The 15,924-nt window shown below is 33.0% G+C and carries 14 protein-coding genes; 10 read left to right on the top strand and 4 right to left on the bottom strand.

All coding sequences use genetic code 11. From position 1 onward, the window contains the following. The gene (gene hemN / locus AC6H33_RS02855; protein ID WP_497605461.1) at positions 1-1,368 is read right to left on the bottom strand and encodes an oxygen-independent coproporphyrinogen III oxidase; all 1,368 of its coding nucleotides are present in this window, start codon (positions 1,366-1,368) and stop codon (positions 1-3) included. Positions 1,369-1,515: 147 nt separating this feature from the next. Further along, positions 1,516-3,216, bottom strand: coding sequence for an ABC transporter ATP-binding protein (locus AC6H33_RS02850; protein WP_497605976.1), 1,701 nt, complete (start codon positions 3,214-3,216; stop codon positions 1,516-1,518). Positions 3,217-3,347: 131 nt separating this feature from the next. Here AC6H33_RS02850 and waaC point away from each other — a divergent pair, with 131 nt between their 5' ends. Genes waaC through AC6H33_RS02825 form a run of 5 tightly spaced genes read left to right on the top strand, consistent with a single transcriptional unit; the run spans position 3,348 to position 8,736 of the window. After that, positions 3,348-4,328 carry a lipopolysaccharide heptosyltransferase I gene (gene waaC / locus AC6H33_RS02845; protein ID WP_497605460.1) on the top strand — a complete coding sequence of 327 codons (981 nt, stop codon included), beginning with the start codon at positions 3,348-3,350 and terminating at the stop codon, positions 4,326-4,328. Next, a complete protein-coding gene (locus tag AC6H33_RS02840) occupies positions 4,325-5,407 on the top strand; it encodes a glycosyltransferase family 4 protein (RefSeq protein ID WP_497605459.1) in 1,083 nt (360 codons plus the stop codon). The genes waaC and AC6H33_RS02840 overlap by 4 nt, the downstream gene beginning before the upstream one ends. Continuing rightward, complete coding sequence (locus AC6H33_RS02835; protein ID WP_497605458.1) at positions 5,404-6,624, top strand: O-antigen ligase family protein; 1,221 nt, start codon at positions 5,404-5,406, stop codon at positions 6,622-6,624. The genes AC6H33_RS02840 and AC6H33_RS02835 overlap by 4 nt, the downstream gene beginning before the upstream one ends. Continuing rightward, complete coding sequence (locus AC6H33_RS02830; RefSeq protein WP_497605457.1) at positions 6,614-7,348, top strand: protein kinase family protein; 735 nt, start codon at positions 6,614-6,616, stop codon at positions 7,346-7,348. Before AC6H33_RS02835 ends, AC6H33_RS02830 begins: the two co-directional genes overlap by 11 nt. Before the next feature lie 2 nt (positions 7,349-7,350). Further along, positions 7,351-8,736, top strand: coding sequence for an MBOAT family O-acyltransferase (locus AC6H33_RS02825; protein WP_497605456.1), 1,386 nt, complete (start codon positions 7,351-7,353; stop codon positions 8,734-8,736). Here the strand turns inward: AC6H33_RS02825 and AC6H33_RS02820 are convergent. Further along, positions 8,703-10,067, bottom strand: a complete 1,365-nt coding sequence (locus AC6H33_RS02820) for an IS4 family transposase (RefSeq protein ID WP_497603908.1) — start codon at positions 10,065-10,067, stop codon at positions 8,703-8,705. The two genes, AC6H33_RS02825 and AC6H33_RS02820, sit on opposite strands and share 34 nt — an antisense overlap. A gap of 197 nt (positions 10,068-10,264) precedes the next feature. On the opposite strand from AC6H33_RS02820, the gene AC6H33_RS02815 reads away from it, so the two are divergent. Genes AC6H33_RS02815 through AC6H33_RS02805 form a run of 3 tightly spaced genes read left to right on the top strand, consistent with a single transcriptional unit; the run spans position 10,265 to position 12,656 of the window. Next, positions 10,265-11,353, top strand: a complete 1,089-nt coding sequence (locus AC6H33_RS02815) for a hypothetical protein (RefSeq protein ID WP_497605455.1) — start codon at positions 10,265-10,267, stop codon at positions 11,351-11,353. Then, positions 11,350-12,102: a glycosyltransferase family 2 protein gene (locus AC6H33_RS02810; RefSeq protein WP_497605454.1), complete on the top strand. Its 753-nt coding sequence runs from the start codon at positions 11,350-11,352 to the stop codon at positions 12,100-12,102. Before AC6H33_RS02815 ends, AC6H33_RS02810 begins: the two co-directional genes overlap by 4 nt. Then, positions 12,102-12,656 (top strand): acyltransferase, encoded by a 555-nt coding sequence (locus tag AC6H33_RS02805; RefSeq protein ID WP_497605453.1) that lies wholly within the window; start codon positions 12,102-12,104, stop codon positions 12,654-12,656. The genes AC6H33_RS02810 and AC6H33_RS02805 overlap by 1 nt, the downstream gene beginning before the upstream one ends. On the opposite strand, the gene AC6H33_RS02800 is transcribed toward AC6H33_RS02805, so the two are convergent. Beyond that, entirely contained in the window at positions 12,653-13,618 is a 966-nt protein-coding gene (locus tag AC6H33_RS02800; protein WP_497605452.1) for a glycosyltransferase family 9 protein, read from the bottom strand. The two genes, AC6H33_RS02805 and AC6H33_RS02800, sit on opposite strands and share 4 nt — an antisense overlap. Positions 13,619-13,675: 57 nt before the next feature. Here AC6H33_RS02800 and AC6H33_RS02795 point away from each other — a divergent pair, with 57 nt between their 5' ends. Together AC6H33_RS02795 and waaF are read left to right on the top strand one after the other, a co-directional pair. Then, complete coding sequence (locus AC6H33_RS02795) at positions 13,676-14,941, top strand: glycosyl hydrolase (protein ID WP_497605451.1); 1,266 nt, start codon at positions 13,676-13,678, stop codon at positions 14,939-14,941. Further along, on the top strand, positions 14,938-15,915 hold the full coding sequence (waaF, locus tag AC6H33_RS02790) for a lipopolysaccharide heptosyltransferase II (RefSeq protein ID WP_497605450.1): 978 nt from the start codon (positions 14,938-14,940) through the stop codon (positions 15,913-15,915). The genes AC6H33_RS02795 and waaF overlap by 4 nt, the downstream gene beginning before the upstream one ends. Positions 15,916-15,924: the final 9 nt, after the last annotated feature.

Genomic DNA, 15,924 nt, shown 5'->3' with positions numbered 1-15,924 from the left:
CTACACCGTTTTAGAGAAGGTTTTTGCATTTGCTGAGTGGCGCTTCATGTAAGCATCAAAAGGCATAGCAATGTTTCTGATAAGTAGTGTTCCTGTTTGGGAGCACTCTATAAAGTTGTCATCTATCGTTAAAAGCTCATCATTAACAAAAGGTTTTAGCTCATCTATAGCATCTGCAAAGTAGGTTTTAAAATCGATGCTAAAGAGTTTCTCAAATCTTTTTATATCAAGTTTGAAGTTACTCATAAGCTCCATGATTACGTATTGGCGAATCATATCATCCTCATTTAAAGAGACACCTCTCTCAAAAGGCAGTTTGCCCTCCTCGATGGCTGCTTCATACTCTCTCATCTCTTTAAAATTTTGTGCATAGTGTGAGACACCCTCGCCTATGGAAGTGAGTCCAACACCTATCAAATCCGCTCCACCTTTTGTTGTATAGCCTTGAAAATTTCTATGCAATTCGCCCTTCTCTATGGCTTTAAAAAGTTCATCTTCTGGTTTTGCAAAGTGATCCATTCCTATCATTCTGTAACCGTTTGATGTCAAAAAGTCTATCGTATATTGCATGATTTGGAGTTTTTCATCAGGAAGAGGAAGCGTTGTTTCATCAATTTTTCGCATAGTTTTTTTCATCCACGGCACATGAGCATAATTAAATACTGCATACCTATCGGCATTTAGCGTAAGAGACAAGGCTAGTGTCTCTTTAAAAGTTTCTAGAGTTTGATACGGAAGTCCATAAATAAGGTCAACATTAACAGAGTGCATATTGTACTTTCTTGCCAAATCCATTGCATTTTTCGTTATCTCGTAAGGCTGAACTCTATGGACTGCAATCTGTACTTTTTCATTAAAATCTTGGATACCAAAGCTTACACGATTAAACCCATTTTGACTTAAAACTCTCATCTGGTCTTCATCAATATGACGAGGGTCTATCTCACAGCTAACCTCTGCATCTTTTACAAAATTTGGAAAAAAAGATTTTATCTCTTTTATAACCTCTTCTAGTTGTGGCGCACTAAAAAATGTAGGTGTTCCGCCACCAAAATGCATCTGAATAACAGAGCGATTACAATCAACAAAAGAAGAGAGTATCTTTAACTCTCTCTTTAGATACTCCAAATAACGAAGCATCTTATCCTCTTTAGAAGTAAAAACAACATTACAACCACAAAAATAACAGGCATTTTTACAAAAAGGGAGATGAAAATATAGACTCAAAGGTCGAGATGAATCTTGCGATTTTAGCATTTTTGTATACTCATCATATCCAAAAGAGTCACTAAACTCCAGCGCAGTTGGATAGCTAGTATAACGAGGCCCCGGCTTTGAGTATTTTGTAAATTTTGCAAAATCTAGCATGTGTATCCTTGTAAAAGTTGTTTATATTTTATAATGAGGGCGATTATCTCTAAAAAGTGTTGAAAGGTTGATAAACTTTATTTTATAATTCCCAAATCTTTAAATGTAATCACTCTATTTTTATCTGAATTTTTATAAAATTCTTCTCTATTTTTTAAGTCCGCCAGCCAACTTCTGGTAAACATCACAACTCTCTAAAAGTTCTCCATGTCTTCCAGTTGCTATTATCTTGCCTTTTTGAACTACCAAAATCTTATCTGCATTTTGTATTGTTCCTAGTCTGTGAGCGATTGTGATGGTTATTTTATCTTTTGTATAGTTATGAAGAGCTTCTTGGATTCTCTTTTCGCTCTCATTATCAAGTGCGGAAGTGGCTTCATCAAAGAGTATAAGTGAAGCATGTTTATATATAGCTCTAGCTATTGCTATGCGCTGTCTCTGTCCTCCTGAGAGGTTTGAGCCGAACTCCTCCATTTTTGTCTCTATGCCATCTTCAAGCGACTCGACAAAACTCAAAGCATCAGCCAACTCAAGGGCATCTTTTACCCTTTTTTCGTCTATCTCTTGTCCATAAGCAACATTTGCCGCTAAAGTATCTTGAAATATGTAAATTCTCTGTGTAACAAGCGCTATATGATGCTTCAAAGAGTCCTGTGTCAACTCTTTTATATCTATACCATTCACAAGAACAGAGCCATCTTGTGGATCATAAAATCTAAGAAGCATATTTATAAATGTACTCTTACCACCACCGCTATCGCCAACAAGTGCTATATTTTGACCCTGTTTTATCTCTATATTTACTCCATCTAAGATATATTTTTCCTCATATCTTAGCCTTACATCCCTAAACTCTATATGCGTTATATCCTCTTTTAAAACTTTTTTGCCATCTTTTATTTTGTTCTCTCTATCGAGGAGCTCAAAAACTCTCTCACTCGCAGAGAGGGCATCTTGAATTTTTGAATAGATTGACCCGATTCGCCTAATTGGTTGAAAAACAAGCCCAACTGCGGTTAAAAAAGCACTAAACTCTCCAACACTCATATTGCCGCTATATACTTCTCTGCCACCAATATATATAACAGCCGCAAGTCCAGCTGCTCCTACTAACTCCATAAGAGGAGAGACTATGTCGCCAACATAAACAGATTTCATATTTATCTTAAAAAATTGCCAGTTTTGCACACCAAAACGCTCTAACTCAAACTTCTGCGTTGCATTTGCTTTTATGATTTCACTATTGTTAAAAACCTCTGTTAGTCTGCTTATAACATCCGCATTTTTCTCTTGAGAACGGCGAGAATATTTTTTAAGTTTTTTGCCTATTTGGATAATCGGATAGACGGCTAGGGGAAGCAGAACCAAAGCGTAAAATGAGAGCATATGGTTTAGGTATATAACATAAGCAACAAGGGCTATCACAGTCAAACTCTCACGAAGAAGCTCTGGCAACATATTTGACACAAAGTATCTGATTCTGTCTATATCGTTTGTTACTCGTGAGATAAGCTCACCACTGCGGTTTTGGTAGAGATACATCATATCAAAGTTTATGATTTTCTCAAGCATCATCTCTCTGAACCTTGTAACTATATGTTGTCCGATATATGTCATGTAAACAGACTGTATATATCTTCCAATAGATTTAAAAAAGTAGATTCCAATGAGTCCAAGAGGGATAAGATATAGCATCTCCTCTTTTTTTTCTATAAACATTTCATCCATAAGAGGCTTCATAATATGAGCCGTTGCCGTCGTTGCAGCGACTGTAAAGAGCATACCAACCACAACTAAAAAATACTCTTTTTTATACTCTTTTATATATGGCAAATATCGTTTAAACACTTTTTTCAATAATAGTTCCAAAACTCTTTTTTTGATGAATTTTATCTAAAAAATTAAGATTAATGTTAAATTATCTTATTTTCATTATGTTTTATGTAAAATCCTACATACAAATAACTATTTAGGTTTTAATGAAAATATGTATAGTAAAACTCTCAGCTATGGGGGATATTATTCACGCTATGGTTGCATTGCAGTTTATAAAAAAAGAGTTGCCAGATGCTCAGATAGATTGGGTAGTTGAGCGCAGTTTTGCAGATGTGTTAAAAAACAGTCCTCACATTGATAATATCTTAGAAGTAGATTTAAAATCTATAAAAAAACAAAAAGGTAAGATTTTTACTCAGCTAAAAATACTTAAAAAATACTCAAAAAACAGTTATGACCTCGTTATAGACGCTCAAGGACTTTTAAAGTCAGCGATAGTTTCAAAGATTATAGGCGCAAAAGTCATAGCAGGTTTTGATAAAGAGTCTATTCGTGAGGGCATAGCTTCAATTTTTTACAATAAAAAAACCCATATACCTTATGACGCAAATACGATAGATAGAAATGTAGCAGTAATCTGTGCGCCTCTTGGCATAAAAGTATCAAAAGAGCAGATAATCGCTAAAGAGGCATTTTTATACACCTCTTCACATGTAGCAAATCTATCAGAATGTTTTAACATCTTTGTTATAGGCTCTACATGGGAGAGCAGAAACTACCCAAAAGAGAAGTTTGTAAGTATTGCGGAGGCACTAAAGATTAAAACTTATATAGTTTGGGGAAGCGAAGAGGAGCACAAAAAGGCTCTTTGGATGCAAGAACAATCCGAGTTTTTACATATACTTCCTCGCGGTTCGCTTGATGAACTAAAATATGCTATCTCAAAATGTTCGCTACTTATAGGAAACGATACGGGACCAACCCACATGGCGTGGGGATTAAATGTGCCATCAATCACTATCTTTGGACCAACTCCACTAAACCGTATATATGTAACGCCGATAAATAGAGCTATAAAATCTTCAAGCAAAGTAAATCACTACAAACTTGATAAAAATGACTTCTCTATTTGCGATATCAACTCGGATGAAATTATAAAAATAGCAAAGGAACTCTTATCTTGAATCTTTTAATCCTTACAGCCACAAATGGCTCATACAACAGCATAAGACCAGAGGCTGAGATATATATCTCACTTCTCAAATTTGGGTATAACATAACTGTTATGACTGAAAAAGATAGTGCATACGCAAAGAGATTTGAAGAAAGTGGCATAAGAGTTATTGATGCGCACTACAAAAAGAAGATTTCTCCATCAACTATTAAAAAAATCAAAGAGGTGATAAAAGAGTATGACATAGATATACTCTATGCGACACACTCAAAATCTATCTCAAATGCGACTATCGCTTCAATCGGCACAAACGTAAAACTTGTAACATATAGAGGAACAACAGGAGGACTTTACAGACATGACCCAAGCTCATACTTAAATGCGTTAAGTCCTAGAGTAGATGGCGTTATTTGCGTATCTAAGGCTGTTGCACGACATGTAAAAGAGCAGATATTTGACAAATCCAAAAAAGTTGAAGCTATCTACAAGGGGCATAAGCTCTCATGGTATGAGACCTCAAAAATCTCTCTAGAAGAGTTTGGAACAAATCAGGAGAACTTCAACGTTGCCTTTGTTGCAAATGTAAGACCACATAAAGGGCTTATATATCTGCTCAAAGCGGCTCACAAACTAGCTTCATATAAAAATATACACATTATTTTAATCGGTCAAAATATCTCTCAAGAGCCATATCTATCTGCGATTAAAAACAGCGGTATGGAGGAGCGAATTCATATGACAGGGTACAGAAACGATGCACCGCAAATCATAGCATCGTGTTCTGTTTTAGTTCAAGCATCAACAAGAAAAGAGGGACTCTCTAGAGTTATTTTAGAAGCACTTGCAGGAAATACTCCAGTAATCGCCTCTGCCATAGAGGGAAATGCAGAAATTATTGAAGATGGATTTAACGGTTACATAGTCCCAATCAAAGATGCCGATGCAATCGCACAAAAAATTATAGAACTAAGCACTTCACCACAAAAACTTCAAGAACTTTCTACAAACGCTGTCTATACTATTGAGAACAAAATGTCGCACAATACCACCGTAGAACAATTTAATAAGTTCTTTAAAGAGATAATATGAATGTAAAAATTTCTAAACTCCAAAATATATCTATCGATAACTATATAAATTATCTATTTGTTTTGTATGCTTTTTTGCTTCCTATCTCCAGAGGCGGCATCTCAATACTCACTGCTCTACTGTTTGTTCTATGGCTGTTTAGTGATAACTTTAAGAGCAAACTAGCGTTTATAAAATCAGACAAAACAACCATGTATATTTTGGCTTTTATCGGCTTTAGTCTGCTCTCACTTCTATGGTCTAACGACCCTCTTGGCGGTTTTGCGTATATCAGAAAATACTGGTATTTTCTAGTCATTCCAGTTATCGCCTCTAGCGTTGATAAAAGATACTTAGTTTATGCAATCTCAGCATTTTTGGCAGGTATGCTCATTAGTGAAGCACTCTCATATAGTATATTTTTTGAGCTCATAAAGTGGAAGCATGGAAGTCCAAATGACCCCACTCCTTTTATGAACCACTTACAATACTCTATGTTTTTAGCTTTTGCTTCTCTTCTGCTCTTGAACAGATTTTTCTTTGAAAAAGAGATAAAGATAAAAATCTTTTACTTTCTGTATTTTTTAGTTGTTACTTCAAATCTTTTTTTAAATGGAGGCAGAACTGGGCAATTAGCCTTTGTTCTCTCTATTTTTGCTGTTGGATTTTTAAATATCAAAAATAAATTTCTAGCTCTTTTTGCAATGCTGCTTTTAGCTTCATCTATTTTTTATACAGCCTATCACGTTAGTCCAGTTTTTAAAAACAGATTTGACGCTTCAGTAACTGAGACAAAAAATATAGTCGAGAAGGGTTCATTTTGCGGTTCTTTTGGTTCAAGACTTGGAATGTGGATTGTTGGTAGTGAAATTTTTCTTGAAAATCCTATACTAGGAGTTGGTGTTATAAAAGAGATAGATGAAATGGTTGCACGAGTAAAAGAGAGCCATCCTGATAAAATGTGTATTATACATCTACCAAGCTATCACAATATGTTTGTGCAAAGCGCCGTACATTTGGGCATCGTAGGACTATTTTTATATTTGATGATTTTTTACACTGTTTTAAAACTAAAGATAAAAAATAGAGAGTATCATAATTTGATGATTATATTTGTATCTGTTTTTTGTGTCTCTAGCCTAGTAGAGACTATGTTTCATGAGCAGTTTTCTATGGCTCTTTTTGCTCTTTTTGTAGGTATATTTATTGGATTAAGCAGGATGAAAAATGAAGTTTGAAGTTATACAAAATAAGTACAGTGAGCTTTTAAAAAATATACAAAGTTATTTTAAAAGTTCTAAAAACTCAATTCACAAAGCAAGAAATGAGATAAAAGTTATAGATTTTGAAGATGAGAGTCTGGTTATAAAATCTTTTAAAGTTCCTCATCTTATAAATAGAGTAGTTTATACTTTTTTTAGAGATTCAAAAGCAAAAAAATCTTACGAAAACAGCGTAAAAATAGCTAAATTTGTGCCAAAACCAATTGGATATATTGAGTTTAGAAAATTTGCTCTACTTAACGAGAGCTACTTTGTCAGTGAAAATTTTAAGTATGATTTTACAATAAGAGAAGTTTTAAAAAATATAGATTTTTTAAACAGAGAACTTATTTTTAAAGAATTTGCAGAGTTTACATTTCAACTACATGAAGATGGCATTTTTCATCTTGATTATTCACCAGGAAATATACTTATAAAAAAAGAGAGTGCGAACTATATATTTAAAATAGTAGATATTAACAGAATGGAGTTTAAACCTTTAAGCTTAGATGAGCGCCTTAAAAACTTCTCTAAACTCTGGGCGAAAGATGAGGATTTGAAGATTATAATAAAAGAGTATGCACAGCTATCAAAAGCCAATGAACCTGATTGTGTTAAAATAGCACTCAAATATTCTCAAGCTCATAAAGATAGAAAAAATTCAAAAAAAAGATTGCGTGGACAAAAAGTGGTTGACTAAAGATGTTATTTAACTCTTATGAATTTATTTTTCTTTTTTTACCGATAACATTTTTTATATACTTTTTTCTACTTAGCAAAAGACTAATAACTGCGAGCAAAGGATTTTTAGTATTTAGCTCACTATTTTTTTATAGCTGGTGGAATATCACATATTTACCGCTAATTTTAGCCTCAATGCTTTTTAACTATGTTATGGGAAACACATTAAATGAAAATTTTTCAAAAATAAAAGTTTCAAAAAAAAGTATTTTAATTGTAGCAATTGCCTCAAATCTACTTTTGCTTGGCTACTTTAAATATTATGATTTTTTTATAACTGGTGTTAATAATATTTTTAGCTCAAATATTGAACTATTACATCTCGTGCTACCTTTAGCTATTAGTTTTTTTACATTTCAACAAATCGCATACCTTGTGGATAGTTACAGGGGAGAAACAAAAGAGTATGATTTTTTAAACTATGCTTTGTTTGTGACCTTTTTTCCACAACTTATAGCTGGGCCTATTGTCCATCATAAAGAGATGATGCCACAATTTAGCTCAACCTACAATTTGATTAAAAGACACAAAAATATTGCGCTTGGTCTGTTTATATTCTTCATCGGTTTATTTAAAAAGGTATATATCGCAGATAATTTATCAATCATAGCAAACAATGGATTTAGCGCTTCGGCTTCCTTATCAAGTATCGAAGCTTGGATTACATCTCTCTCTTACACATTACAGCTCTATTTCGACTTTAGCGGCTATGCAGATATGGCGATAGGCGCTGCTTTGCTCTTTAATATAAAACTGCCAATCAACTTCAACGCTCCATATAAGGCAGTAAATATTCAAGATTTTTGGAGAAGATGGCATATAACTCTTTCACGTTTTCTAAGAGACTATATTTATATTCCTCTTGGTGGAAGTAGAGTCTCTTCTTTTAAAATATATACAAATTTAATGATAACATTTATTTTAGGTGGACTATGGCACGGAGCTGGATTAACATTTGTTTTTTGGGGATTTCTACATGGCAGTGCTCTTGTTATTCATAGACTATGGCAAAAAACAGATATAAAAATAAATACTTTTTTTGCATGGTTTATTACATTTAACTTTATAAATATAAGCTGGGTATTTTTTAGAGCCAAAGATTTTCAAGAGGCTCTAAATATTTTAAAAGCCATGTTTACTTATAAAGAGTTGCTTTTAATAAGTCACAAAATTGACAATATGCTACCACAAATAGGAGCGGATGATAAACTTATAGCCATATTTATACTCGCTCTTCCTCTTGCTATATTTTTTAATAATAGCACTCAGCTACTACATGATTTCAAACCAACTAAAAAATATATTATAATTACTCAGCTTTCGCACATAAAACCCAACTCTTTTTGAGTATAAGCGTTGAGTACAGCGAGAATAGTCAGTAAATCTTTATTATCCTTGACAACATTTTCAATTTCAGAGATTTTTGTCAGTATTTGAATGAAGAGTTGCATTGATATTGCAAGAGTTTCAAGCTCACACTCTAAGTCTCTAAATAATTCTCCTAGAGTTTGTGGCTCATGTTTTATGCGATTGATATAGCTTACAATGTTGTAGGCAAACATTGAGAGAGTTATTTTTGCAATTAGTGATTCATAGATACGATTCTCTTCTTTGCCAAACCCAAACAGGTTTCGCAAATCTTTGTAACCTTGCTCAATATTCCATCTCTTTTTATAAGTTGCTAGAATCTCTTTGCCTATAATGATAATATCAGTTGAGATAAAAACCAACAAGTCTTTACCTGTGTGCAAAAATACGAGCTTGACTTTGCCTAGAACAGCATGTTCTACAATTGCATCGAAATATTTATAAGATATTTTTCCATGTTTGCCACTCTGTTTATGACGAGAGTTTTTCATACTATCATAGATTGCATTCATAGTTTTATGTTTGCCCTTAAAGTTCCAAATGAGTTTATTATTTGGAAGTCTTGCTATTACTGGCATGCCAAGCTCATTAGCTTGATGTATGAAGTCTGGTTTAGCGTACCAACTGTCTATAAGTAGGTAGTCTGCATCTACCCCTTGCTCTAACGCTCTCTCAAGCATCTCAATAGCTAAAATGTTTTTACCTTTGAGAGATTCAACTTTACGCTTATGAGAATTACTACGATGATGAACAGTTGAAGTGAATTCAGATATATCTTTTCGACGACTATCATTCATCTTGATGGAAAAATCAAGTTGAAATGTTGAATGTGAATCTGCATAATTTAGAGATACGATATTGAGCGCATTTATGCTTCTGTGCTCTTTATTGCTCCAAATATATTTACAGCTTCCTTCAATATGTTTACCACTTTTAGCTTCGACTGTGTCATCAATAATGAGCAAGCGATGTTCACCGTTTTTATGTAGAGGTTTTATTCTTTGCAAAAGCGCAGTAGTGCTTAGTATTAAAAACTTTCGCCAGTTGTAACGACTCTCTTTGATAAATCGGTAATAAGCGTCTTTGCCAAATGCACTATCGCTCTTTTTTATGAATGTAGACTGTCTTTTATTCATGATAAGCATATACACGAAGTGTAAGATTATTTGAAATGGTGGATAGCCGACATTTCGTTTAATGAAGTTGCTCTGCTTGAGTATTTTTGTGATTTTTATCTCTATTAGCACTTCAAGGATTGGATTCTTTAATATGCTTTTCATAGCAGTTTCTATATAATTTGCAAGTTCCATAAAATAGACCTTTATAATGATGTTAGTGGTAACATAATTATACTAAAAAGCGCCTATTTATGGGCTTTCGTAGATAAATTAAACATCAAAATCTATGTGCGAAAGTTGAGATAATTATTTTGGTTATCTCTATTATTTCAATATTAGAGATGCATAAAGTAACAGAATTTCTATATTTTAATTTTTAAGGCACCTTGATGAAATATAAAACATTCAATAAAAAAGCAATATCTTTAATTTTATTAACATTTGTTTCAATTATGCTTTTTAATCTTATAATTGACCCTTACTATGTTTTTAATTCTCCAAAATTTGAGAAAATAAATAGTATTAAAAATAATACAATTAGCCATAATATGTCAAAATTTTATGCTGCAAAACGCTCAAATGCTACTGTTTTACTAATTGGAACCTCAAGAACAGCACATATTCATCCAAAATACCTAAAAAAATATTTTTTAGATGAAAAAATATATAATTTAGCAATTCCAGGTTCTGGTGTAATTTCTCAAAAAAATAATATTGAATATTTTGTAAAGCATAAAAAAGTAAAAGCCATTATATATGGAGTTGATTTTTTTGCTTTTAATCCTGTAAATAATGCGGTTAGTGAGAAAGAGAATAGTAGATATACTGATAATAATTTATATGATTATATGAATTCACTCTTAAGTATTAGAACACTTAGAAAAAGTATTAAAACTCTTCAGGATAACATAAAAAAAAGATATGAACATCTAGATTATGAGATTGGATGGGAGACCTATGAAGATGATTATTTAAATATAAAAAAAGATGGAAACTCGTATATAGAAAAAAAGACTAGCAAAGAGTTGAAAACATTAGCTACACAAGATAAACATTTTAATTATGAGCCCTTTAAAGAACCATCTTCAATCTATGAAGCACTTAAGGAATTAGATTATATTGTTAAATTATGTAAAGATAATCAAGTTGAATTATATATTTTTATATCTCCAATATATTCAAAAATAGTTGATATAATTTATAATAGAGGCTATCAAAAGTCTTACAACTACTGGAAAAAAGAGTTATCAAAATATGAAAATATTTATGATTTTAGTGGATACAATAGTATCACAACTAACATCTCTAATTATATAGATGGAAGCCATTATCAAACTGAAGTAGCAAAATATCTATTTGCAAAAATGTTTAATGACGACTTAGTATCTACTCCATCTGATTTTGGTATTGTTTTAAACAAAAAAAACATAGATGAAATATTGCTAAACGAACAGCATATTGCAAGGCATACACAGTGAATAAAATTTCAAATATCTCATGCGTTATCATAGTTAAGGATGCCTTCTCAACTCTAGATAGAACTTTAAAGTCTTTAATTACATTTGATGATGTTGTTTTATACGATAACGGTTCGACTGATGGTACCGTAGAGATTGCAAAAAAATATACAAATGTAAATCTAGTTCAAGGTGCATTCTTAGGATTTGGGCCAACAAAGAACCTTGCATGTAGTTTTGCCAAAAATGAATGGGTGTTCTCTCTTGATGCAGATGAAGTTTTATCAGATGAGTTTATAAAAAACATCTCAAACCTTAAACTAAATGATAAAAATATATATATGATTCTTAGACAAAACTATTACAAAGATGCTTGTATAAAACATTGCTGGGGAAATGATACAATTACTAGATTATTCAATAGAAAATTTACAAAATTTACAGATGAAAAAGTACATGAAAAAGTTATGCAAAAGGATTTTAACATTGTCCAAATAAGTGGCTTTGTTCTGCACTATCCATACTCTACAATCACTGATTTTATAATCAAGCTTGACAGATATTCTACTATTTTTGCACAAGATAATGTTGGTAAAAAGAGATCATCTCCATCAAAAGCTTTTTTTAATGCCATGTTTTCTTTTTTCAAGACATATTTTATAAAAAGAGGCTTTTTAGACGGCTATGCTGGGCTTGTTATAGCATTTTCACACATGGCAACAAATTTTTATAAATATATTAAGCTTTATGAGCTAAATAAAGAGAGATGATGAATCACCCAACTTTTATGCAAAAAATAAAAAATAAAATCAAAATAAATGGTATTAATAATCAAATATTAATCCAAGATAAATCTATAAAAATATCTAAAACAAAGATAGTAATTAAAGGTTTAAACAATACTCTTTCCATAAAAAGTGGAGCAAAAATCAACGGCTCTTTTTTTGAAATAGTTGGCAACAACTGCCAGATAGTCATAGGCAAAAACTCAATAATAGGGGATGGTTGCTATCTTAGTGCAAAAGAAGAGAATATAAAGTTAATTATTGGCGATGGATGTATGTTAAGCAGAAATGCAAAGCTTATGACTTCAGATGGACATCCTATATTAAAAGACGGAAAAATCATAAATAATGCAAAAAATATTACGCTTGGAGATAAAGTCTGGATAGCAGATGACGTAGTTATCTTAAAAGGTGTAGAAGTAGGTTCAAGTTCTGTTGTTGGCATAGGATCGGTTCTTACAAAATCAATCCCATCAAACTCAATAGCAGTAGGAAATCCTGCCAAAGTTGTAAAAGAAAATATAACCTGGGAACATTAAAGCAGAAGCAACTCTTCTTGTATATCTTTAAGTAAAGCCTCTCTTCTCTCTTTTTCAATAGATATAGTAAAATGTTTTTGAATTTTTATATCCCCAACACTCTTCCACCTCTTAGCACTTGAGAAGAGATTATCCGCAAAAAATGTCATAGTTGGAGTTCCTACTAACGAAGCTACGTGGTATGTTCCAGTTGATGTTGAAACAAAAAGTTTGAAGTTACTTATAAGTTTTGCAAAGTAAACAAGTCCCTCAAGAGAGAGGTAAAAAACAACATCTACATCATAAAGCCTTGTTTGCATCTCCTCATAGAGCTCTTTTTCATCGGGCCCAAATGTTAAAACCACTTGATATTTATCTTTTTTTATAACTTCGCGTATGAACATTTCATACTCATTAAGAGTCCAATTTGCATCACTTGAGCCACCAAAGCCTACATGAAAAGCGACTATTTCATCTTTTTGTATATCGTGGTTTGCACGAAAAACCCTATATATTTCTTCCTTGTCTTCAAAGCTCAAGAGCGGTTTTTTATACTCCAAATTTATATCACTAAAGAGGGCTCTAGTAAGTTCTAGATTGTACTCAAACTCCGCCATTTTAACTTCACTTCTTCTTTGAACTACTCTTTTAGTGTAAAAAATCTGAGCTATTTTTGTAGCTGGTGCAATTCTCTTTGAAATTCCTGCAACAAACTGCGCAAGGGCAACACGTGTATTTGAAAAAAGAGTTATGGAGGCATCTATCTTTGCCTTTTTTAGTTTTGCGACCAGCTCCCAAAAACTTTTGCCATCATCAACAATAACCTCATCTATAAACTCACAAGACTCTGCTAAAGCCCTATTTAGTGGTGCAACACAAACTATAATTCTATTTTTTATATTATGCTGTTTTAAAACATACACAGCAGGAAGTGCGGTTATAAAATCGCCCAATTTATCGGTACGAACAACAAGAATATTCAAAAGAGTTCCTAATATTTTAATAGCTTATTTTATCTTAAAAACGTTATAATCCGCCTTATGAAACAGCCATTTAACTGGGATAACTATTCCGACCAGCCATATCCGCTAAAAGACAAAACTTATAAAAAAGAGATGAGAAAAGGCCAAATTGGCTCACTTGTAAAAACCTTTTTTATCTCGCTTTTTGTCTTGCCTTTCTCAATTATAATGACACCTTTTGTTAAAAGAAAAAAGGTAGATTCAAGTGAGTTTTTTTGTATGGGTATTGATTACCAACGAGAAGAACAAACCACGCTTGAGCTTATAGAAGAGTTAGCATTAAAGAGAGTTCTTCTGCGTTTTAAACTCTGGGAGATGCAAACTCTTAATGAGCTTGAGAGCTTTATCTCAAAACTAAAAGAGAGAAAAATAACACTAAAAATCATTCAAGATAGGGAACATGTAGAAGATTTAAAACTCCTTGAGACTGATCTACACACTATCTTTGCAAAGCTAGGTAAATACGTAGATATTTTTGAGATAGGTTCAACTATAAACAGAACAAAATGGGGCTTTTTTGGTGTTGATGAATATAACCGTTTTTATCAGGTTGCTTATGATTTAAAAATTTCAAAATTTCAAAATATTAAGCTGATTGGAAGCGGAGTTATTGACTTTGAGTACCACTTTACTGCTCACACTCTCTTTAACTTCTTTAAATATCGCTACGATGGCATTTCTTCACTTTTATATGTCGATAGACGAGGCGCACCTGAAAATATGCAGATGGGTTTTACCTTGCAAGACAAGATAGCACTTCTTAGTACCATGATTTGGCTTAGCCCAAAAAGTAAGCATAAGCTTCATATTACAGAGACAAATTGGCCTATATCTAACACAGCACCTTACGCACCTACCAGTGAGCATGAGTGTGTGAGCGAAAAACTATATGCGGATTTTATGCTTCGTTATCATCTCTTAGCTCTAGCTTCCCAACAAGTTGACACTCTCTCATGGCACCAACTTATAGCTTCAGGCTATGGACTCGTAGATGCAAGAGATGGACTTAGAAAAAGGGAAGCCTTTGAAGTTTATAAGTACATGTTAAAGAGTCTAAAAGATGCACAATTCTTAAGACTTGACATAAAACGTGGATACTATATACTTCAATTTTTAATAAACAATCAACTTCTTCAGATTCATTGGTCACTAAAGCCAACAACTCTCAAGAGAGAAGATTTTTTTGAAAAAGTATGCTCTCTTGCTGGACAAGAGCTAAAAAATGAAACGCTTCATATCGGCTCATCACCTCTATATATCTATATTAAGGATTCATTATCGTGAGAATACTTGTAGTTTTACCAAACTGGTTAGGTGATACTGTTATGGCTACTTCAGCAATAGAGCTTTTAGCTTCACACTACAGAGATGTTAAATTTACTTTTGTTGGAGCCTTTGCTTCAGTAGAAGTGATGAAATACCATCCGCTTTGCGAAAAAATAGTCATAGATGAGACAAAAAAAGCTCAATCTAGAGTTCTTGCTACATATAAACTAGCTCGTGAGTTAGGAAAGTTTGATTTAGCAATTACTTTTAGAAAACAGCTACACTCATCGCTACTTCTAAAATTTACTGGCACAGTTTTAACAATAGCAAGAGAAGCTTGGCACTCTAAGTTTCTGCTCTCACACACTCCAAACATCCCTAAATATACAAAACATTTAGCCCAGCAGTATGCACAACTTGCCATGATAAACGTAGACAATTGGGATGAAATAACTCCTCCAAGCAAACTTTATATAGATGCCCTAAAGTTTGACAAACCAACACTTGGCATAAATGGCGGAGCAGCCTTTGGAAGTGCAAAACAGTGGTATCCTGAGCGTTTTGCTCAAGTTGCTGCAAACTATAGTAATGTTTATGACATAATTATTTTAGGCGCTCCAAATGAGATAGAGATTGCAAATAAAATAGAAGAGGAATTGATATCTCTTGGCATTAAGAACTATACAAATTTAGCGGGAAAAACAACAATTAAAGAGCTTTGTGCGAACATTGGTGCCTGTTCTCTTATGCTCACAAATGACAGCGGTCCTATGCATATTGCAGCTGCCTATCAGATTCCAACAGTTGCTATCATAGGCCCGACGGAGTACAAGCAGACATATCCATGGATGAATGAAAAAGGTAAAATAGTAAGACATGATTTGGAGTGTTCTCCCTGTGTTAAAAGAGAGTGCCCCTTAAAACATCATGACTGTATGAAAGGTATAACTTCTGCTGAAGTTATACAAGCCGTAAAAGAGCTAAATCTATAAAGATTTAGT

The organism is Sulfurimonas limnophila, from assembly GCF_059705345.1.
The sequence above is the reverse complement of the archived record's forward strand: the minus strand, read 5'-3'. Positions and strand labels throughout refer to the sequence as shown.

What these genes read in the sequence shown, in the direction of transcription:
- hemN (WP_497605461.1), bottom strand. Translation starts at nt 1,368, where the DNA reads ATGCTAGATTTTGCAAAATTTACAAAATACTCAAAGCCGGGGCCTCGT.
- AC6H33_RS02815 (WP_497605455.1), top strand. Translation starts at nt 10,265, where the DNA reads ATGAAATATAAAACATTCAATAAAAAAGCAATATCTTTAATTTTATTA.
- AC6H33_RS02835 (WP_497605458.1), top strand. Translation starts at nt 5,404, where the DNA reads ATGAATGTAAAAATTTCTAAACTCCAAAATATATCTATCGATAACTAT.
- AC6H33_RS02825 (WP_497605456.1), top strand. Translation starts at nt 7,351, where the DNA reads ATGTTATTTAACTCTTATGAATTTATTTTTCTTTTTTTACCGATAACA.
- AC6H33_RS02830 (WP_497605457.1), top strand. Translation starts at nt 6,614, where the DNA reads ATGAAGTTTGAAGTTATACAAAATAAGTACAGTGAGCTTTTAAAAAAT.
- waaC (WP_497605460.1), top strand. Translation starts at nt 3,348, where the DNA reads ATGAAAATATGTATAGTAAAACTCTCAGCTATGGGGGATATTATTCAC.
- AC6H33_RS02795 (WP_497605451.1), top strand. Translation starts at nt 13,676, where the DNA reads ATGAAACAGCCATTTAACTGGGATAACTATTCCGACCAGCCATATCCG.
- AC6H33_RS02820 (WP_497603908.1), bottom strand. Translation starts at nt 10,067, where the DNA reads ATGGAACTTGCAAATTATATAGAAACTGCTATGAAAAGCATATTAAAG.
- AC6H33_RS02805 (WP_497605453.1), top strand. Translation starts at nt 12,102, where the DNA reads ATGAATCACCCAACTTTTATGCAAAAAATAAAAAATAAAATCAAAATA.